General features: G+C 44.7%; 18 protein-coding genes. 15 read left to right on the top strand and 3 right to left on the bottom strand.

The annotated features are described in order from the left end of the window. The first annotated feature begins 14 nt into the window (after positions 1-14). The 4 genes from EV213_RS05195 to EV213_RS05180 all read left to right on the top strand — a co-directional run bounded on the left by EV213_RS05195 (position 15) and on the right by EV213_RS05180 (position 4,446). Positions 15-731: a response regulator transcription factor gene (locus EV213_RS05195; protein WP_133579601.1), complete on the top strand. Its 717-nt coding sequence runs from the start codon at positions 15-17 to the stop codon at positions 729-731. Then, positions 732-2,498, top strand: coding sequence for an ATP-binding protein (locus EV213_RS05190; RefSeq protein WP_133579438.1), 1,767 nt, complete (start codon positions 732-734; stop codon positions 2,496-2,498). 156 nt (positions 2,499-2,654) lie between these two features. Beyond that, positions 2,655-3,212 (top strand): RNA polymerase sigma factor SigX, encoded by a 558-nt coding sequence (locus tag EV213_RS05185; protein ID WP_133579437.1) that lies wholly within the window; start codon positions 2,655-2,657, stop codon positions 3,210-3,212. Next, positions 3,187-4,446: a hypothetical protein gene (locus EV213_RS05180; protein ID WP_133579436.1), complete on the top strand. Its 1,260-nt coding sequence runs from the start codon at positions 3,187-3,189 to the stop codon at positions 4,444-4,446. Before EV213_RS05185 ends, EV213_RS05180 begins: the two co-directional genes overlap by 26 nt. A 1,124-nt stretch (positions 4,447-5,570) precedes the next feature. Here the strand turns inward: EV213_RS05180 and serA are convergent. Beyond that, on the bottom strand, positions 5,571-7,142 hold the full coding sequence (gene serA, locus EV213_RS05175; protein WP_133579435.1) for a phosphoglycerate dehydrogenase: 1,572 nt from the start codon (positions 7,140-7,142) through the stop codon (positions 5,571-5,573). 620 nt (positions 7,143-7,762) lie between these two features. After that, positions 7,763-9,811: a CocE/NonD family hydrolase gene (locus tag EV213_RS05170; RefSeq protein ID WP_133579434.1), complete on the bottom strand. Its 2,049-nt coding sequence runs from the start codon at positions 9,809-9,811 to the stop codon at positions 7,763-7,765. A gap of 161 nt (positions 9,812-9,972) precedes the next feature. On the opposite strand from EV213_RS05170, the gene EV213_RS05165 reads away from it, so the two are divergent. From EV213_RS05165 to EV213_RS05145, 5 genes are read left to right on the top strand one after another with little or no spacing between them, the layout of a single operon-like run. After that, a complete protein-coding gene (locus EV213_RS05165) occupies positions 9,973-10,659 on the top strand; it encodes a TetR family transcriptional regulator (RefSeq protein WP_133579600.1) in 687 nt (228 codons plus the stop codon). 3 nt (positions 10,660-10,662) lie between these two features. Further along, a complete protein-coding gene (locus EV213_RS05160) occupies positions 10,663-11,802 on the top strand; it encodes a betaine/proline/choline family ABC transporter ATP-binding protein (RefSeq protein ID WP_133579433.1) in 1,140 nt (379 codons plus the stop codon). A gap of 14 nt (positions 11,803-11,816) precedes the next feature. After that, the gene (locus tag EV213_RS05155) at positions 11,817-12,470 is read left to right on the top strand and encodes an ABC transporter permease (RefSeq protein WP_133579432.1); all 654 of its coding nucleotides are present in this window, start codon (positions 11,817-11,819) and stop codon (positions 12,468-12,470) included. A 15-nt stretch (positions 12,471-12,485) separates the two neighbouring features. Continuing rightward, complete coding sequence (locus EV213_RS05150; protein ID WP_133579431.1) at positions 12,486-13,403, top strand: osmoprotectant ABC transporter substrate-binding protein; 918 nt, start codon at positions 12,486-12,488, stop codon at positions 13,401-13,403. A gap of 12 nt (positions 13,404-13,415) precedes the next feature. Then, positions 13,416-14,075 carry an ABC transporter permease gene (locus EV213_RS05145; RefSeq protein ID WP_133579430.1) on the top strand — a complete coding sequence of 220 codons (660 nt, stop codon included), beginning with the start codon at positions 13,416-13,418 and terminating at the stop codon, positions 14,073-14,075. A 196-nt stretch (positions 14,076-14,271) separates the two neighbouring features. Here the strand turns inward: EV213_RS05145 and EV213_RS05140 are convergent, their stop codons facing one another. Then, a complete protein-coding gene (locus EV213_RS05140) occupies positions 14,272-14,523 on the bottom strand; it encodes a ferredoxin (RefSeq protein ID WP_133579429.1) in 252 nt (83 codons plus the stop codon). A gap of 259 nt (positions 14,524-14,782) precedes the next feature. Between EV213_RS05140 and EV213_RS05135 the strand changes: the two genes are divergently transcribed. From EV213_RS05135 to EV213_RS05110, 6 genes are all read left to right on the top strand, one after another. Then, positions 14,783-15,829, top strand: coding sequence for a YpbB family protein (locus EV213_RS05135; protein WP_133579428.1), 1,047 nt, complete (start codon positions 14,783-14,785; stop codon positions 15,827-15,829). Next, positions 15,795-17,297: a RecQ family ATP-dependent DNA helicase gene (locus EV213_RS05130; protein WP_341770323.1), complete on the top strand. Its 1,503-nt coding sequence runs from the start codon at positions 15,795-15,797 to the stop codon at positions 17,295-17,297. Before EV213_RS05135 ends, EV213_RS05130 begins: the two co-directional genes overlap by 35 nt. A gap of 191 nt (positions 17,298-17,488) precedes the next feature. After that, positions 17,489-18,262 carry a LysM peptidoglycan-binding domain-containing protein gene (locus tag EV213_RS05125; protein ID WP_166639161.1) on the top strand — a complete coding sequence of 258 codons (774 nt, stop codon included), beginning with the start codon at positions 17,489-17,491 and terminating at the stop codon, positions 18,260-18,262. Positions 18,263-18,329: 67 nt separating this feature from the next. Further along, on the top strand, positions 18,330-18,701 hold the full coding sequence (locus EV213_RS05120) for a hypothetical protein (RefSeq protein ID WP_133579425.1): 372 nt from the start codon (positions 18,330-18,332) through the stop codon (positions 18,699-18,701). Positions 18,702-18,776: 75 nt separating this feature from the next. Further along, on the top strand, positions 18,777-19,544 hold the full coding sequence (locus tag EV213_RS05115) for a metallophosphoesterase (RefSeq protein WP_133579424.1): 768 nt from the start codon (positions 18,777-18,779) through the stop codon (positions 19,542-19,544). Positions 19,545-19,622: 78 nt separating this feature from the next. After that, positions 19,623-20,525 (top strand): MerR family transcriptional regulator, encoded by a 903-nt coding sequence (locus EV213_RS05110; RefSeq protein ID WP_133579423.1) that lies wholly within the window; start codon positions 19,623-19,625, stop codon positions 20,523-20,525. Positions 20,526-20,575 lie beyond the last annotated feature (50 nt).

The raw sequence follows: 20,575 nt of genomic DNA, 5'->3' as shown, positions 1-20,575 counted from the left end.
CCACAGCAGCATCTATGGAGAAAATGTCTCGTATACTTGTTGTTGACGATGAGGAACGGATTCGCCGGCTGTTAAAAATGTATCTTGAGCGTGAGAATTATGAAATTGACGAAGCTGAAGATGGGGAACAAGCCTTGGAACTTGCCAGCCACCGGAATTACGATTGCATCCTGCTCGATATCATGATGCCAGGGATGGACGGTGTAGAGGTTTGTGAGAGAATCCGTGAAAAAAAGGCGACACCGATTGTGCTTTTGACCGCAAAAGGTGAGGAAGCCAATCGTGTACAAGGCTTTGAATCGGGGGCAGACGATTACATCGTAAAGCCTTTTTCTCCACGCGAGGTTGTACTCCGCGTGAAGGCGATTCTTCGCCGCTCAAGCTCCACAAAGTTTTTGCATACAGACACACAAGCGAAGGACGTGCTTGTCTTCCCCCACCTTACCATTGATCATGATGCCCACCGGGTGACTGCCGATGGCAAGGAAATCAATCTTACGCCAAAGGAATATGAGCTTCTTTATTTTATGGCCCGAACGCCAGATAAGGTGTTTGACCGGGAACAGTTGCTTAAGGAAGTGTGGAAATATGAATTTTTTGGTGACTTGCGTACAGTTGATACGCATGTGAAACGTTTGCGTGAAAAACTGTCGAAAATGTCAACAGATGCAGCAAAGATGATCGTGACAGTATGGGGTGTAGGGTATAAATTTGAGGTTGCAGGTGAGTAAATGATTTGGCGAAGTGTCGTCGGAAAAGTATGGCTCACCATCATCCTGCTTGTCGCCTTTGTATTGCTTATCCTGACGGTGCTGCTTCTGCAATTTTTCCATGAGTATCAAGTGGAAGAAGCTCAAAAGGACCTCACACAGTCCGCCGCAAAGGTTGTACGTATTTTAGACAGCCATGAGGATTTAGAGATTGGGCGTTCTATCGCCTTTGAGGTCGCAGATGAGACGACAGGTGTTATTATCGTCGGCAATGAAGAACGATATTGGATGTCGGATAAAACGGATTTTGGTTCCTTTTCTATCGAGGATATCATGAAGAACAATACATTGAGTGCTGCCATGACAACTGAGCGTACAGTGTCTGAAACAACGTGGATTCCAAATGAACAAGAGGATTCCGAGGCAGTGATGATTGTCGGTGTTCCTGCGACTGTGCTGAACGGCGAGCAAGGTGCTGTCTATGTCTATCAATCGCTGAATTTAATTCAGCGGACGACGGAGGAAACGACTCGCATTGTATTGTTGAGCGCGGGGATAGCGATCATCCTAACGACTGTTTTCGCCTTCTTTTTATCGACCAGAATCACGGCACCGCTTCGAAAAATGCGAGAAGCAGCGTTTCAAGTGGCCAAGGGTGAATTTAATACGAAGGTGCCGATATTGACGCATGATGAGATTGGGGAGCTTGCCTTAGCGTTTAACCGCATGGGCCGTGAACTTCACTTTAACCTTACGGCGTTAAATCAGGAAAAGGAACAGCTCACAAGTATTTTAAGTAGTATGGTGGACGGGGTTATGACGATTAATCGAGATGGTGATATTCTTGTCACAAATCCACCAGCTAAACGATTTCTGCAAATGCTCTCAGAGGAGAAAAACCAAAGTGAACTTCCTCCGGCTGTGTCTGAACTATTTGCCAGCGCAGTACAAAGAGAAAGAAACGAAACGACAGAATTAACCGTCCAAGGTAGGACATGGGTCATCATTATGGCACCGCTTTATGACGGTACATATGTAAGAGGTGCTGTCGCTGTGCTCCGGGATATGACGGACGAACGAAAACTGGACAAACTACGGACGGATTTTATTGCCAACGTCTCGCATGAATTGCGCACACCGATTTCCTTACTTCAAGGATATAGTGAAGCCATCGTTGATGATGTCGCTGCAGATGAACAGGAAATGCGTGAGATCGGGAAAATTATTTATGAAGAATCTCTTCGAATGGGCAGGCTCGTAAATGAGCTCCTCGATATGGCTCGGATTGAGGCAGGGTACATCGAACTTAGCATTCAGAACATTGATCTTCGCGTCTATTTAGATCGTATTTTGTACAAATTCCTTACGCTCGCAAGTGAAAAAGAAGTCTCGTTGCGAACAGACCTCCATCTGTCGGTAGAACGTTTCCCGCTAGATGAAGACCGTATGGAGCAGGTGCTTACAAATTTATTAGACAACGCTATCCGGCATACAGAAGCTGGTGGCGATGTGACGATGAGTGTCCAATCGACCACCAACGACCTAACACTCCGCATCATTGATTCGGGTCATGGCATTCCCGAAGATGATTTGCCTTTTGTCTTTGAACGCTTTTATAAAGCGGATAAAGCGCGTACGCGTGGCAAAGGAGGAACGGGATTAGGGCTTGCTATTTCAAAAAACCTAGTCGAGGCTCATGGTGGAAGTCTGTCAGTTCATAGTGTTGAGCATGAAGGAACGATATTTACAATCGTTCTCCCTTTTCGAGAGTTCGATACTGAACAATAACGTATAGAAAGGTTGACCTGAACTCACGAGGTCAACCTTTCTTGTTTTAGCCTCCTGGTGATATTGCGTTCTAGGTGATTTCTAACTATGATAGGATACAAATGTAACGTTTTGCAGCGAAATGACGACAAATAGGTAACGGGGAGGGAACCCGATTTGCAGGCGCTGTTCGAAGAGCTTTATAACAAATACCACAATGATCTCTTCAACTTTCTCTACTATATGGTGAAAAACAAAGAACAAGCTGAAGACCTCATTCAAGAGGTGTATATAAAAGTATTGCACTCGTATGATTCATTTGAAGGGAAGAGCTCTGAAAAAACATGGCTGTTTTCCATTGCTCGGCATGTGGCCATTGACTGGATGAGAAAGCAAGGGCGACGTAAAGAATATAGTGGAGACTGGTTTGATCTTCTGAGTACAGAAGGAGCGTTAACAGCACCAGACCCACAACCAGAGGACCAGCTACTGATTAATGAGGAGAAACGTAAGCTCTATGAAGGATTGAATAAATGCAACGAGAAACATCGAAGTGTTCTCGTTCTTCGTTATCTCCAGTCGATGTCTATTGCTGAAACAGCAGCGGTTTTAGGGTGGACAGAAAGCAAGGTTAAAACGACGCAACATAGAGCACTTAAAAAGCTGAACCAATACATGAGCCAATCTTTTGGAAAGGAGGGGAACTTTGATGAACAAACGCCGTTGGACCGATAAAGAGCTTGAGTCATTGTTGAGCGAGCTGCCTAAAGCAACCGATTCACAGAATGCCGATGAGCTCTATGAAAAAATTCAGGCGAAAATGCAGACAGAAGCGCATATGCCAAAAAAGCTAAAAAAACGGCGGTCGCTTGTGCCGGTTTTATCTGCTGTTGTGGCGGCAGTCGCCCTATTGTTTGTGTTGGTTCCAATGTTTCCCTTCCAGCAAGATGAAATGGCTAGCCCTGACCAAGCAATGGACTCCGGTGTATCATCCAATGCCAGGTCTTCCACTAGTGAAAACGATGTAGGTGTAACTCGTTCTGAAGATAAGCTTTCACCGAAGGAAGCTGAGGAGGAGGCTGTAGATCAAGGAGAAGTGCCAATGATGACCATGATGGCACCACAGCCCCACGTCTTATTGAATGTTCCCGAGGATGCAAACGTCGTAAAGGTGCCTTTGCTTGATCCGAACGCTCAATTTGTCGTGCCAGTATCGTTTACCGTAACAGAAGACGCTACTCAAGAGGTTTTAAAAAATGCGGACACAGCACTTGAAGAGTCAAACCAGTTGATTGATGCCCCAGAGGTTGGCTTAATTCCTGCGATGTTTAACGGGGTCGACATCCAAACAGATACATCTGCAGAGACGGTGACACTTAACTTCACGCAACAGCAGGTGGGATCGCTGTTCGTTGGGTCTGCAACAGATTCCTTGTTTGTCGCGTCCTTGCAAGAGGCATTTGCTGACAATTATTCAACTGTCATTCTGCAAACGGAAGGACAGCCAGGTGTTGATTTTCAGGAAGCTGGTGTCATCGAGCAAGTGACATTAACAGAGAAGCAGCAACGCCCGTATTTCTTATATTCGTATGGGAGCGAAATGAATCAGCACTGGCTCGTCCCAGCTCCAACTGCAATGACGAGCTTACGTATCCCTTCTTCGTTTTCAGAGGCGGTGCAATTTATGAAACAAGTGCCTGAGGAGCTACCCAATATATCTTCAGCTTTAGAAGGCTATGAAGACGTCACTGGGCGAGTGGAAGGAAATGAAGCGGTGATTACATTTTCAGAGACGGCCGATTTCTCGGATCTAGCATCTGCTCAATGGATGATTGAAGCCTTGCTGCTTACGGCTGAGGAATATGGTGCAGATCATGTGGTATTTGAGAATGCTCCTGTTCAATTTGTAGGTCCGTACGACCTGACAGCGGTCAATGAAGTTCCACTTGGACCAAATAGTTATCCATGATTTTCTCAGTAAAAAAAGGACGGATATTCTTTGAGCGTGCCATTCGTTTATGGTGATGCTTAAACAGTACAAGGTCTTATCGAGTGAATGGTGCACTTGTGCCCTCCAGGGTGAAAAGAAAATACGACCGCTTCGTCAAAATACTTCGCTTTCCGCGGGCACGGCTTCAGCTTCCTCGGAGTCTTGCTTTTCGAGGGGATCTTCAGCTCGCGCTGTTCCCGCAGGAGTCTACGTATTTTGACTACGCTGATGTTTGTTTCTGCGTAAATTGTTTTATTTTTTCTTGGTCTCGTATAATGGAGAAAATGAAAGAGTGAGTTGTGCTGTGTTGTTTTAGTAAACAAGAAAAGTAAGTGCATCGATTCATGCAGAATTATATTACCAGGTGCTTGAAGATCATCTGCTTCGCAGGATTGATGCAGCTGTAGATTTTGCTGTTTTGCAAATTCTATGGCTCTTCCCCAAAGTCGGGGTTGACGTGAGCAACATTCTTACACTTCGCAACGATTTAATGGCTTTGTTAGGTCTGCCTATCATAGCAATTGGATGTATTCACAAATCAAATCTGTTATGGAACAAGCGATTCAGAAAGTGCAAAAAGTAATCAAAAACCTGACGTATAAATAGAACAGATTGAATTTGAGTTAAGCGATACATGTAAAAAACGAATGAAGCGCTAGTCGATCAAGGATAACAATTATGCAGAGATGAAACGATTCCTCGAATAAATACAAAGAAGTACATGGGGATTTCTGCAATATGCATAAGAATTGTTCACCACAACAAATTAGCTAGAATAAGTATTTTTTTACAAAGCTTTTGTGAGGTATGCTGTAGCATGTAAAAAGCGTTAACAAATCAAAAAAAGCAGCCACTAGCGAGACTCCAGCGGGAAAAGCGAGCTAAGCGAGACCCCACAGAGAGCGCAAGCGATCGAGGAGGCTCGCAGTTCGCCGAGCGTATGGCAGCTTGTATAAAAAGCAACCACAACAATAAATTGAGGGGTTTAACCAGTTATATCTAGACGTGTCTACCAAATGTCAGGTGCGAAAGTTAACTTTAACAAAACACATAAAAAACCGGAGCGCGTAGATGAGATCACAACGTCGCTCCGGTTCTTTTTTTTACAGTTCGATATTTTTCAGAGAATCAAGTTCGGTAATGAAGGAAAGGTCATTTACCGCATTTTCGGTTAGTGCCCGATCAAAGGAAAGCATCATAATGGCTTCTCCACCGGCACTTTTTCGTCCAACCTGCATGGTAGCGATATTGATTTCATGTTTTCCAAGGATTTTACCCACCTGGCCAATAACGCCAGGCTGATCATTGTGATGGATATAGACAAGATGCCCTTTAGGGAAGAAGTCAATATCAAAGTCATTCACATTAACAATCCGCATGCCGTACTCTTTGATGTACGTTCCAGAGAGTGTGAAGGTGGTGTGTTCCCCGCGAACCTTCACCTCAACTAAATTGGAGTACCCTTTTGTTTCCGTTGTAATGGTCTCTCCATATTGAATGTCACGTTGCTTAGCCAGCATTGACGCATTGACTTCGTTTACTGCCGTATCTACACGTTCCTGTAAAAAGCCAACAAGCAATGCACGCGTGGTCACAGACGTTTCAAGGTCTGCAATATCCCCACCATAAGTAATGGACACTTCTTTCACAGGCTCCTTCATGCACTGAGAAAGAAAACGACCCATTGTTTTTGTCAGGTTATAAAAAGGTTCCATACGTTCAAAGACTTCTTTAGGTAGGGCTGGAAGATTAATAGATGACTGCGCTGGTTTGCCCTCAAAGAAGTGGAGCACTTCTTCTGCGACTTGTGTGGCGACGTTAAGCTGAGCTTCCTTCGTTGAGGCAGCAATATGTGGCGTCGCAATAACTTGTTCGTAAGCAAGCAAAGGATGCGCCTCTGGAGGCTCTACTTCAAATACGTCAAGAGCGACACCAGCAACATGACCTTTATCAAGGTAGTTCGCTAAAGCGGATTCGTCAATAATGCCCCCACGAGCACAGTTAACGAGAAAAACGCCTTTTTTCGTCGTTGCCAGATTATCATTGTTAATCAAACCTCTCGTTTGCTTTGTTAGAGGTGTATGTACTGTAATAATGTCGCATGTTTCAAGAATTTCTTCCAATGATACAGATTCAATGCCCATTTTTTCTGCGCGTTGCTTTGCGAGGAACGGGTCAAACGCTTTTACCTTCATATTAAAGGCTTTAGCGCGTTTGGCAATTTCAGAACCGATACGTCCCATACCAACGATGCCAAGGGTTTTATTGTTTAATTCACGTCCTTGAAAGGCAGAGCGTTTCCAGTTGCCGGCTTTGATTGACGACGTTGCCTGAGGAATGTTTCGAACGAGAGAGGCAATCATCGCAAACGTGTGCTCGGCTGTTGAGATGGTGTTTCCATCAGGTGCATTGATCACGACAATACCATGGGACGTTGCTGCATCAATATCAATATTGTCGACACCAACACCAGCACGGGCGATTATTTTCAAGTTTGTCATCTTGTCAATCAATTGCGCGTCAACCTTCGTTTGGCTACGTACAAGCAAGGCGTCAAATTGTGAAAGGTCATCTACTTCAGATGCATTGGTCTGCACCACGTTGACATTATCGGCATTTAAAAGCGGCGCAAGACCTTCTTCACTCATCGCATCAGACACTAAAATATTTACCATCGGTTTATAGGACTCCTTTGCATGTCTAAGTTTGTCAGCTTTGTATACAATGATTTTTTTTGAAAGTACCATACCAGCGCAAACAAGTCAATGAATTGCGAACAAAACAATGTATATTTATTGAAAATTTGCTGAGATTCTTCGAAAAAACGAACGAAAATATAAAATCGATCTATTTTTGTTCGTGAATAAACAGTCTAGCATGTATGTACGTTCAGTCATAGAAGAACATCATTGTTATTCTTTTTAAACAAACGCACGTTTCGCACCTTGAATTCGGGAGATACGCCTAGATATAACTGGGTAAACCTGAAATAAATCGTTGGGGTTGCTTTTTATACAAGCTGCCAAACGCTCGCTTTGCTCTAAACGGCAACAGCGACTCAGAAGTGCCTCTCGTCGTAAAAGGACCTCATCGTCATTTCTTTGCCGCCTGGCTTCTGCTGCGCCTCCTCGATCGCTTGCGCGCTCTGTGGGGTCTCGCTTAGCTTGAGATCTTTGCTCCATGAAAGTTGAGTTACAACCAAAAAAGGCTGCCCATTTTCTTATGGACAACCTTTTCCTCGTTGCAATCTCGTCACCTTCCTCGGCTATGAAAAAGCTTTTGTCATATTAAATGATCACCCAAGGTCTCTGGGGATCTTTGCAGGCCATGTTTTAGTAAACACGAGCTCGTCGCCTTCAAAGGCATTGATTTCATTGGAGAGATAAAAATAATCAGCATCACATGTCATCGTGCTGACGCTCTTCAAATGTGTTTGCCATTCACCTCGTCCAACGTCGAGGGTCCATTCACAGCGAACGTTTGCAGAAAGAGGATCACCTTCATTAATGGAATACACATTACGGTTCGTGCTTCCATACTCAAGTCCGTTGTCCGATAGCTTACGTGCTCCCTCATCAGAGTAATCATCCAATACCCATTTTCGCTCAATAAGATCGTAGTCGATGTGGCGGTTTCGACGTTCAGATCGGAGCACCTCTTTTTTCAAGACGGGTGCCGTTTCTGGAACATCGAAGTCTGGAAGTGCCTTATCTGCTGCCTGTGGTTCACGAGTAGGAAGCACGAGCTTTGTCTCGGCTCCTGGATAAAGAGTGAGCGTGGCCTCTTCAGGTGATGGCCATGCATGCGGCCAATAGGTTGGAGAGACAGCAAGTTGCCATGAGTGACCAACAGGCAACGCATGCGCAATATCATTTAATTGAAGTGTTACTGTATACCGTTTTCCTGGAGCAAGCTCCTCAGGATGTTCATGGCTGTTTCGGTGGGTTAGATTCAGCATTCCCCAGCTTACCCTTGTTGAAGAGCCATCCGGTGCAACGTCACATAAGCGGGCCACCAGCAAAGCCACTCGTTTGTCGCTTTCTAGCTCAACTGTGATTTTTGGCGCTCCGAGAATTTCCATTTGCGTCGATAACGGCTTCGATGTAAAAATCGTGGCAAACCCATTTTCCATGCGTTGATCAGAGGCAAGGTCTCCAGGCTGACCAAACGGGCAAAAGACCCCAGCATACAGGCCGTGCTGCTGCATTGAAGCAACGGTTATCGGCGACTCATTGCTTGCTTGATCGGCTAGCAACTGTGCCTGTAAGTAATAGGTTTTTTCCTCAATGTTCTTTGAAGGCCACGATTGTTCTGCGACCCAACGGCCAGGGCGATGATCATAATCAACCTTAGGGGGCACACTGTCCTGCATCCATGCTCGAAGCATAGGCTCGTCCATAATGCCTGTATCCTTCCCTTTAAGCCAGTGATCCCACCAGCGCAAGCACTCCTGCGAAAAGCCAATGTTTGGTCCAGGTACAGCAACCTCTGGGTATTCATGCGCCCATGGACCAATTAAGCCTTTTTTTGGTCCCGGAAGTCCTTCTAGCATCCTTGGAATGGCGTTGGTGTATCCATCTGCCCATCCGCCAACAGCAAAAATAGGCGTTTTCACTTGGCTGTAATCTTCGTTAATTGATCCATGCTTCCAGTAGCTGTCGCGGCGTTGATGACGGACCCATTCTTCGACATGTGGAGGTGTTTCTTCAAGCCGTTTGAGCCAGTCCTGCTTCCATGTATCTCCTACAATCAAAGGATCAGCTGGACGTGCATTGTATGCAAACATCGTCGACGCCCACCATAACATGTCAGAGGCAAGGATGGCGCCGCCTTTGTAATGAACATCATCGGCGTATCGATCGTCTGTGGAGCACAATGTAATAACTGCCTTAAGCTCAGGAGGTTGAGTGGCAGCTACTTGCAACCCGTTGAATCCCCCCCATGACTTTCCAATCATGCCTGCTTCACCAGTCGACCAAGGTTGTTCTGCAATCCACTTTAATACATCAGCAGCATCCTGTTGCTCCTGGGGGAGGTATTCATCGTACAGGATGCCATCCGAGTCACCACTTCCACGAATATCAACACGAACAGAAGCGTAGCCATGCCCAGCAAAGTAAGGATGACGGATCGAGTCACGTAACGCGGTGAAGTCATCTTTCCGATAAGGAATGTATTCGAGAATCGCAGGTACAGGGTTTTCTTCAGCATCTTCTGGAAGCCAAATCCGGGCCGACAGTCTTGTGCCATCTCTCATCGGGACCCAGACGTGTTTTATTTCTCTGATCTTGTGGGGAAAGGATTCTTTAATTGAAAGAAATTCGTCGCGTACGTTAAATACCATTCTACGACCTCCAGCCGATCCTAATTTTGAATATCTTAAAGACTGTGCTATGCTTTTTGTAATCATGATTATTTTTTCAAGAGTGATTAGGGTATCACACATGATCTCTCTGTGGCAACTATTCATATGTTCTTTTCACAGAAGTAGGGGGCAATCGGGTGATGAAAAACAAAGAGCTGCAAAAAAGCCGTATGTGGAAATACTTTGTCGAGGCAACCGCAGATATCATTCGTGAGGAAGGGTACGACAAAGTGACGATCAGAAAAGTAGCTGATCGTGCGGGATATAATAGTGCTACCATTTACAATTATTTCTCAGAGGTTTCACATCTTGTCTTTTTTGCATCAATGATGTTTCTTAAGGAATACACTGAGGACGTTGCAAAAACGATGGAAAAAGTCTCAAAGCCTATTGATAAATATCTGCTGGCATGGGAATGCTTTTGTTACCATTCCTTTCAGAAGCCAAAATTATTCCATGCAGTATTTATGATGGACTTAGGGGATTACCCAGAAAACATGCTGGAGCATTACTATGCGAAGTTTCCACGTGAGCTTGTTCATTTTCCAGAAGAACTCATCCCTACACTGATGGAAAGAAATATGTCTAAGCGCGGGAGGTCTGCACTTGAACTTGCTCTTCAAGCAGGGGAAATTAGCGACCGAAATGTGGATGCCATCAATGAGGTCACAATACTCATTTGGCAAGGCATGTTTAACAATGTGCTGAACCATCGGACAAAGTATCAACCTGACATCGCGTTGAAAAAAACGATGCGGTACATTACGGAGATTGTTCGAAACGAGAAAGTACTACTTTTTAATGACGAAACGATGGAGGGAAAATAAGGTATGTTGACCTTTGAGAATGTAACGAAGATTTACAGTGGATCAAAAAAGGCTGTCAGTGGGCTTTCTCTCGAAATTGAGAAGGGAGAATTTATTTGTTTTATTGGGCCGAGTGGTTGTGGGAAAACGACGAGCATGAAAATGGTCAATCGCTTGATCGAACCAACAGAAGGACGCATTTTGATTGAAGGCAAAGACATTATGAAGCAAAACCGTGTCCAGCTCCGCAGAGATATTGGCTATGTGATTCAACAAATTGGTCTATTTCCGCATATGACGATCAGTGAAAACATTACCCTCGTCCCAAAATTACTTCAATGGACAAAGGAAAAACGGCGTAAGCGTGCGTTGGAGCTCATCAAACTGGTGAATTTATCAGAGGATTTTCTCGATCGGTATCCGCAAGAGTTAAGTGGTGGACAGCAACAGCGCATTGGCGTGCTGCGAGCACTTGCTGCAAACCCCCCGTTAATTCTTATGGACGAGCCTTTTGGAGCGCTTGATCCGATTACGAGAGACAGCTTACAAGAAGAATTTAAACACCTGCAAAAGCAGCTGGGTAAAACAATTGTTTTTGTTACGCATGACATGGATGAGGCTATTAAGCTCGCTGATCGCATTGTCATTATGCGCGACGGAGAAATTGTTCAAGTAGGCACACCAGATGACATTTTGCGCCATCCTGCCAACGAATTTGTGGAGTCCTTTATTGGCAAAGAACGCCTTATTCAAACGAAGCCAGAAGTGCAAACAGTAGGGCAAATCATGAACAAAGTCCCCGTTACGATTCATAAAGGAGAGACGCTAGCAAGCGCCATCGCGATTATGAAGCAAAAACGTGTTGACTCACTCCTCGTCATTGGCGAAGACAATACGCTTGAAGGCTATATCGACGTTGAGGATATTGAAGAAAATCGAAAAACCTCCCTGCTCGTTCAAGAGGTGGTCGAAACGGAACTTTACGTAGTGAGTGAGGACAGTTTTATTCAAGATACCATTCATAAGATGCTGAGGAGAGGCACGAAATATGTACCTGTCGTTGACGCAAACCATCGGTTAACTGGAATTGTGACGAGGGCGACATTGGCTGACCTTGTGTACGACTCCATTTGGGGAGAAGAGACGAAACAAGAAAGTGAATGAAAGGAATGAGGGCATTGGACGCCTTACTACAATTTTTTAATGAGCAGGGCTATACTCTGCTGTTTAAAACATGGGAGCATTTGTTTATCTCGCTTGTGGCCGTATTGATGGGAATTGTTGTCGCAGTGCCTTTAGGCATTGTGCTTACAAGACTTCAACGTGCTGCCGAAACCGTTATTCGGCTTGTCAGCATTATTCAAACGTTTCCAAGCTTAGCGATCCTAGCCTTTTTTATTCCGCTTTTAGGAGTGGGCAAGCTTCCGGCAATCGTCGCTTTGTTTTTTTATTCAATGCTACCTATATTACGAAATACCTATATTGGCATTAAAGAGACCGACAAAAACTTGCTAGAAGCAGGGCGCGGTATGGGCATGACAAGTCAGCAATTAATTTTTGGGATCGAATTGCCTCTTGCTGTCCCAGTAATCATGGCCGGGATACGAGTGTCCACAGTGTATTTGATCGGTTGGGCGACATTGGCTTCTTTTGTAGGTGCAGGTGGATTAGGCGATTTTATCTTTGACGGACTGAATTTATATAAGCCGGAATTAATTTTAGCAGGCGCCATTCCATCGACGTTACTAGCCTTGCTTGCTGACTGGATGTTAGGACGCCTTGAAACAAAACTTACGCCACGAATGAAAAGCAAAGCACAAGAGCTTGCATAGAGAGGAGAACACAGAATGAGAACGTATGTAACGCGTGCATTGCTGTGCGCACTAACAGCCCTCCTATTATCAGGCTGTGCCTTGCCAGGGTTAAGTGGGTCATCTAAAAACACAGTGAAGATTGCTTCAGCCACGACGTCAGAGACCCAAACATTAAGTTATATTCAAAAATATATGATTGAACATTATACGGATCTGAATGTTGAGATCATCAGTAACTTAGGGTCTTCGATCGTGTTGCATCAAGCGATGATTAACGGCGATGTTGATATTTCTTCCGCCCGTTATACGGGGACTGATATAAATGGAGCGCTTGGGATGGAACTTGTAAAAGATCCTGAGGAAGCGATGGACATTGTCCAACGGGAATTTAAGAAAAGGTTTAATCAAAAATGGTACGATACGTACGGGTTTAGTAACACGTATATTCTTGCGGTTCGCCAAGAGGTGGCCGACGAGCATCAACTAAAGACTGTGTCTGATTTAGCTTCACTGGCGCCGAATTATCGATTTGGGGTCGACAATAGCTGGATTAATCGTGAAGGCATCGGGTACGATGAGTTCGTAAATGCTTATGGCTTTGAGTTTGGGAATGTGTATCCAATGCAAATTGGCTTAGTGTATACCGCCCTTGCCAGTGGAAATATGGATGCCGTACTCGCATACTCAACGGACGCTAGGCTCAAAAATTTTAATCTTGCTACGTTAAAAGACGACAAAAAATTCTTCCCGCCCTATGATGCATCACCAGTTGCGACGTTCGCGATTTTAGAAAAACACCCCGAACTTGATACGATTTTGCAAAAGCTCGTAGGCAAGTTTAGTACAGAAAAAATTGTTGAACTAAATTACAAAGCGAATATTGAATTAATAGAACCAAGCGTGGTTGCGAAGGAATTCTTGGAAGAACACAATTATTTTGAGGATGAGTAAGGAGGTGCAAACATGGAAACCATTCAACAATTTATAACGTATTACTCGCAAAACACATCGTATGTCTGGACAGAGTTTTATCGTCATTTCTTAATGTCAGCGTACGGTGTACTCTTTGCAGCGCTTATTGGCATTCCATTGGGGATTCTCATCGCAAGGTATGGCAAACTGAGTCCATGGATTATGTCTTTCGTCAATGTGATTCAAACAGTGCCTGCTCTTGCTATGCTGGCAGTGCTTATGCTCGTGATGGGTCTTGGTGCGAATACGGTTGTGCTTGCGCTCTTCCTTTATTCACTTCTGCCAATTGTGAAAAATACGTATACAGGCATACGTGGTGTGGACTCGACATTAACTGAAGCAGGGAATGGCATGGGAATGACACGCCTGCAAATCTTACGCATGGTGGAACTGCCTTTGTCCTTGTCCGTCATTATGGCAGGTCTGCGTACAGCGTTAGTGATTTCCATCGGTATAGCTACAATTGGAACGTTTGTCGGAGCAGGGGGGCTTGGCTCCATCATCGTCAGAGGAACAAACGCGGCAGATGGGGCAGCCATTATTCTTGCTGGCGCGATACCGACGGCGCTCATGGCTGTGATCGCTGATGTTGTCATGGGATGGTTTGAACGTCTACTGTCTCCAGCCAATAACAGAAAGCTGCAGGAATAGAATCAAAAAAGCGGTAGGCTGAGAGGTGTCTCTCATTTCCTACCGCTTTTTGTTCGTTGTTGAACGTCCAATCCGCAATTAAAATAGCGTACATGATTGCCACGTGCTCGCACAAACCTAAACGTCTTTATATGTCTTTACGTAAAACAAGAATTCCTGGACATTAAGTTGTCCGTGAAATGCGCTCATTTAGACATTAGTCTTCATGTTTATTTGGATCCCCATCAAATGGAGAGGAGGCGATACGGATTGATTCAGTTGGACACCCTTCGAAGGCATCCATCATATCCTCTTCAAGTTCTTCAGGCAACTCAATTGTCCCTTCGTTGTCGTCAAGGATAGCGAAAGCCAGACCTTCGTCATCATAATCAAATACGTCAGGGGCTGCAGCGCCACATGCGCCACATGCGATACACGTGTCTTTATCTACTATCGTGAACTTTGCCAAAAGACTCCCTCCAGTTGTTGCGTCTGGCGTCAAACATAGCCATTTGCTAAAAATCTTCGTCGATGTTTTGATGAAATGTCTGTGTTATTGTATGCTTCTTTTGCTCGACCGTCAAGGAACGCGACATGCACGTGGAAACGTGTTTTGTTACTGCAAGGATGAGTGTAGCTATGCTAAACTAAGGGAACATATACTTCTGAATACCGACAAAGTACGACACCTGATCCATGTAATATGTATTTGTTGAGTGAGGTGGGAAATGAGATACACACAGGCTCTTTTATTGCACACACTCGATGCATTCCAAGGAAAACGCAGTGTTAATGCTGCCTTCCATTTGCTTAGAGGGAAACGTTCGTCACAAACGATTCAGGATGCTGGTTTTTTTTCTATGGCTCCATTGTATGGCTGTGGTGCCACGAGCCTTAGCAAAGATGAATTTATGAAAGCTGTCCGTGACCTGTGGAGTCAAGGGGATATTGTTTCGTCTAAAAAAGGACATGCGGATGTGACAGCCAGTGGGAGATCCAAAGCACAGGAGATAGCGCCTTTACCTGACGGGTTAAACGGTATCCGATTTCACGCATCGACACAGCTGTTTTGGCGGCGCTTATATCATTTGATCCATAGCCTGCATGTTGAGGAAGAAAAGCAACATTATTTGCTCACTGAAAAACACCTACTTGACTGGGTGACGACGTTTACAAAATCTTCGTCATTTTCTTCATGGACGACGAAAGCTTTTGAAGAGCTGGACACTATTCTCTCAAAAAATGACCCTTTGCAGGCTGAAGTATTTGTGCAGCGATTGTCTCGACCTGGACGAACGGGGCGCACATTGCGGCAGCTTGGTGTGGACTTTGGAATGGATTCGGTGTGGGCAGAGGTCTATTGGCGCTCGACTGTTCATACGATTTTGCATAATGTCCTTTCTCAGCCGAACCAGTTTGAAGCCATGGCAGCTGTTTTGCCGAAAGAGGCCAGATCGCCTTTAACCATAACAGCACAAAAGACATATCAATTGGCGAGGCAAGCGATTCCGATTGAACGAATCGCGTCCATTAGGCGTTTAAGGGGAAGTACAATAGAAGATCACCTCGTCGAAATAGCTTCACATATCGAGGATTTTGCCTGGACGGAGTACATAACGCAAGAGGATGCTTCAGTCATCCAAACGGTGCTTGCACACTCAAAGCATTTGACATTAAAACAGCTGAAACAGGAGCTTCCTGAGCGAATTTCTTATTTTCATATTCGTCTTTGCATGGCTCGTGAGAAAGGGGCGTTTTTTCATCAAAGAACGTGATAATGTGCTGCACTCAGTGTTTCGTTTGTCTGAGCTCCGATCATTACAGAGTGAAGTGATTGATGCTGTTTTACAGCGTCAGGATGTGTTAGCTGTGATGCCTACAGGCTCTGGTAAATCACTTTGCTATCAACTTCCCGCTTACCTTCTAAAGGGTACGATCCTCGTCATCACACCTTTAATCTCATTAATGGAGGATCAGGTAAGGCGGCTGTGGAACCTTGGTGAAACATCGGTCGCCGTTTTAAATGGCATTAAGAGCTGGGAGGAGCGGGACGATACCCTTCGACGCTTACACACATTTCGCTTTGTTTTTACTTCTCCTGAGATGTTACAAAATAGACGCGTGTTGCAAGCACTAAGTCGTTGCTCCCTCTCACTAATGGTCATTGATGAAGCCCATTGTATCTCGCAGTGGGGACATGAATTTCGGACAGATTATTTGCGTCTCGGAACCGCGCGTAAACAACTTGGTTCCCCTCAATGTTTGGCGCTTACAGCTACGGCGACAACAGAGGTTAAAGCTGATATTGTTCAAGAGCTTCAGCTATCATCCGCAACGCATATTGTGTCAGCGATGGACCGTGGAAATATTGGTCTTTCCGTGACATGTGTCAAAAGTGAGGATGAAAGAGCTCAAACCGCGCTGGAATGGATTCAACGGTTTACTGGCTCAGGTCTTGTTTACTTCTCAAGTCGAAAAAAGGCAGAGCAGTTTGCACGTTTGGTTCAAGACAACACAGCTATTCGCATTGCCGTGTATCATGCCGGACTGACGCCAGAGGAAAGAACTCTTGTCCAGCAGCAGTTTATTCAAGACGAAGTTCAGCTTGTGGCATGTACAAGTGCATTCGGTATGGGCATAGATAAATCAGATGTACGGTTCGTTCTGCATTATCACCTCCCCTCAAGAATTGAATCGTATGTTCAAGAAATGGGCCGCGCCGGACGTGATGGAGAGCCGTCGTTAGCCATTGCTCTTTATGCGCCAGAAGACGATTTGCTGCAGCACCATTTTTTTCAAGCGAATTTGCCTATGCCGGAGGATCTTACCTTCCTTAAAGGCTACATAGAGACACACGGATGGACGAATGCAGAGAAAGCGTTAAGCGCAAATCCTTCGCCGCTGCCACTTAGTGATGACGTGCGTGGATTTATCTTATTTAGAATGGAAACACACCTCGAAAAAGAACATTTTTTCACAAGGCTTGAAGAGGAGATTGCTGATCGCGTTCAGAAAAAACAACGTGATTGGTTTCGTCTTAGAGCTTGGGCGTTTACAGAAAAATGTCGCCGAACTACTTACTTAAAGATGTTTGATGAAACAGGTATTCACGAGGTTCCGACACATCTGTGTTGCGATCAATGTGGATTAGAGAAGGACTATTTTTTCGCGGCGACGCCTAAGGAATACGACTCTGCTAAGATACCTTGGCAGGATGAGCTACGATTGCTTTTTAGGAAATAATGATGAAATGGACAAGGGGAGCAAGCCGTCAAATCAAAGCATTTACGGCAAAAGAGTGACATGAGCCCGAGCTCACCATTGCCTCGCTTGTGTTTGGCTTGTGGGCAGAAAGTATCAGTGTCGTCATCATGGCGTATTATTTATTTTACCTTTTTTGCTGGTATCCGCTATAAATATAAGGAGGGATGACAATGCAAACTAGAGCTGAACGAAAAGCCTCTCAAACGAATAAAATGAGTCAAAAAAAAGCTGGCGATCCGTCCAAAACTACGTTGCCACCAAGAAGAAAAACTCATCAGTCAACCCCTTCGAATCAGCGTCGACGTCGGGAGGAGGAAGAGAAACGACCTTCAATTCCTGCATCACGCTGGCTTCTTGTTGTTTTTCTATTGTTGATCGTTGGGCTCCCGGTTTACGTTATATTTTTTTCAGACGAATCTCCTGTCTTAAACGAGACGATTAATACAGTGGCAGATCCTGTTCGGATGGCTCCTACCTTACAGGAGCGTGAAGCACAAGAGCTATCCATCTCTAGTGAGGAAGAGGACGCCGAGGAGCCGACGGACACAGTGGCGACATCGGAAGACGAAATTGATCAAACGCAGGAACCAAACACGCCTACGTCTGAGGAAACAAACCAAACGAATGAAACAAATGAAAAAAATGAAACAACAGATGTGAATACTCCTCAGGTTCGCACTGAAACAGAAGAAACCAACGAAACGACTTCGCTTGAGCCATCAACTGATACGACTGAAAAAGAAGTAACTGAAGGTGCAACTGAAGAAGAAACTGAAACGGCAGTAATTGGACAAACTCATATTGTTAAAGATAGCGACACGTTATTTTCCATCTCACAGCAATATTATGGGACAAGAGAAGGCGAAGCGCTTATAAGGCAAGCGAATGGTTTACAAGGGAACGCCATTAGTGTTGGGCAAAAACTTATTATCCCCGAGATGTAAGACGCACTAGCATGTGCCTATGTGCATACGATAGACTAATGTCCAATCGTAAAGGAGCAGTGGGCGCATGTCTGGAAAAATGTATGGAATGTTTCTTTTGCTTAGCAGTTGCTTTTTTGGAGTGGCTTTACTTACATTACCGGAGAGTTTTGAATGGGATGCATTTCTCGCTTTATTGGTCATGAATCCTTGGCGGCTTCTGCCGGGAATTATTCTTCTCTGGGCAGGCGGCTTAATGACGGCAAAAAGCTTGATGATTGCCTACCATCGGTTGCATCCTTCCTCATTTAGGGGCGCTTGTATCGTAACGCTGTTAGCCATTGGCTTCGTGTTAGCCTCCAAAGGGGTATGGTTGGCGGTAGTGGCGATTTTGCTCATTCTTGCCTGCTTGTTAAGTGAACTATATAAAAAACAATTTTTATTTAAAAGCAAATCATAGGAAGCGTTATAAGGAAGTCATAACACTACCAGCAATAGGGTACAAAGACCGTTATCTCTGAAAGGTGGAGATGGATTGTTATCGTTCTTCGCCATTCTATTGGCAGGATGTATCATTTTAATACTCGTCATGTTTTTTTGTGCGATGGAGCGTCGTATTGTCCGGCATACAATTGCTTCTTCTGCATGGCCGAGTGGAAAGAGTCATGTGACTATCTTTTTTATTAGTGATATTCACCGCCGCAAACTGACAGAGCCCTTTCTCAGGCAAATTAAAGAACCGCTTGATGCCATCATTATTGGCGGCGATTTAACTGAGAAAGGCGTTCCAATTGAACGAACACGGGACAATTTAAGGGCGTTACGTACATTGAATTGCCCAGTATTTTTTGTTTGGGGAAACAATGATTATGAAATTGACCAGACGGTATTTGGTCGTCTTTTGGCAGAGGAAGGAATCCAAAAGCTGAAAAATGAGCATTGTTTCTTGCAGGAACACGTGTGCCTTGTCGGTTTGGATGATGCGACTGGGCATAGAGATAATATGAAAGCTGCGATGCCGCATCGTTTAAATAACATGCCTTTTTATACCATTCTTATCTCACATAATCCTGGTTTCCAATGGGATGAAGTGTTGAAAGGAAAGGTGTCATGTGTCCTTACTGCGCATACTCATGGTGGCCAAATTCGCTTCGGTCGCTTCGGTCCTTACGAACATGGTGGGCTTTCTGTTCAGAATGGTTTTCATTGGCTACAAACCAATGGCTATGGCACGTCTCTTGTACCGCTAAGATTTGGTGCACGACCTGAATCACATGTCCTCCATTTTTGTAGGAAAAAGTAGATGTCGCTTTCATTGGCTTATCGTTCTATACTTCTATATACTAGAACGTACAATGTAACAATAATGGGAGACAGTTAGATGGAACAAGGAGAAGGAAAATACAACATAAAAGCCGTATCTAAACAATTAGGTGTTCAACCGGGAACCATTCGTGCATGGGAGAGGAGATACGACATGATCTCTCCTATTCGTAACGAAGCAGGGCACCGGCTGTATTCACAGCAGCAAGTTGAGCAGCTTAGGTGGCTTGTTCATAAAATTAATCAGGGCTTTACGATCTCACAAGCCATTCAAGTGTGGCAGCAAAGCGATCGTCACGCAAACCAGATAAAAACAGAATCTGTGCAGCATGATATGACATCAGAGCTCTTGCAGGCGCTTCTATCATTTGAAGAGAAAAAGGCACACGACAGTCTTGATCGAGCGTTTAGCTTGTATAGCTTTGATTTGGTCATCACAGACCTATTAATTCCGCTTCTTAATAGCATTGGGCATCAATGGGCTACTGGACAGATTACGACCGCACATGAGCATTTTGCGACCTCGTTTCTTCGCTCTAGAATCGGTCATATTTTTCATACAATGCCTGTTAAAGGGTTTCTTCCAAAAGCAGTGTCTGTTTGCTCGCCCGGAGAAACCCATGAGCTTGGTCTATTGATTTTCACACTGTTTTTGAGAAGAAAAGGATTTGAAGTGATTTATTTAGGGACAGGCATCGCTGAGGAGGATATGGATATTGTCATTAATGAAATTCAGCCTCGACTTCTTGTCATGTCCTGTACCTTTGACCGCCATCTTCCTGCACTCCGACGAACGATTCAGCGAATCTTGAAACAGGAGCAGTCACTTGATTTGGCTCTTGGCGGGAGTGCAGTGTCCGCGGACGACGCATTGTTTTCGCCATATACGATTGGGGACCGCGCCGAAGAGTGGGAAGATTGGATGCACAAATACTTCAGACGTCGAATGAGTTTTGACTAACATGTGCAACAGCTTGTTTTTTATAAAACAGTCAGTGTACACTAAGAACA

The organism is Aureibacillus halotolerans (genome assembly GCF_004363045.1).
Classification (GTDB): Bacteria; Bacillota; Bacilli; order Bacillales; family DSM-28697; genus Aureibacillus; species Aureibacillus halotolerans.
Note: the sequence above shows the minus strand (reverse complement) of the source record. Positions and strands in the feature narration are given on the sequence as shown.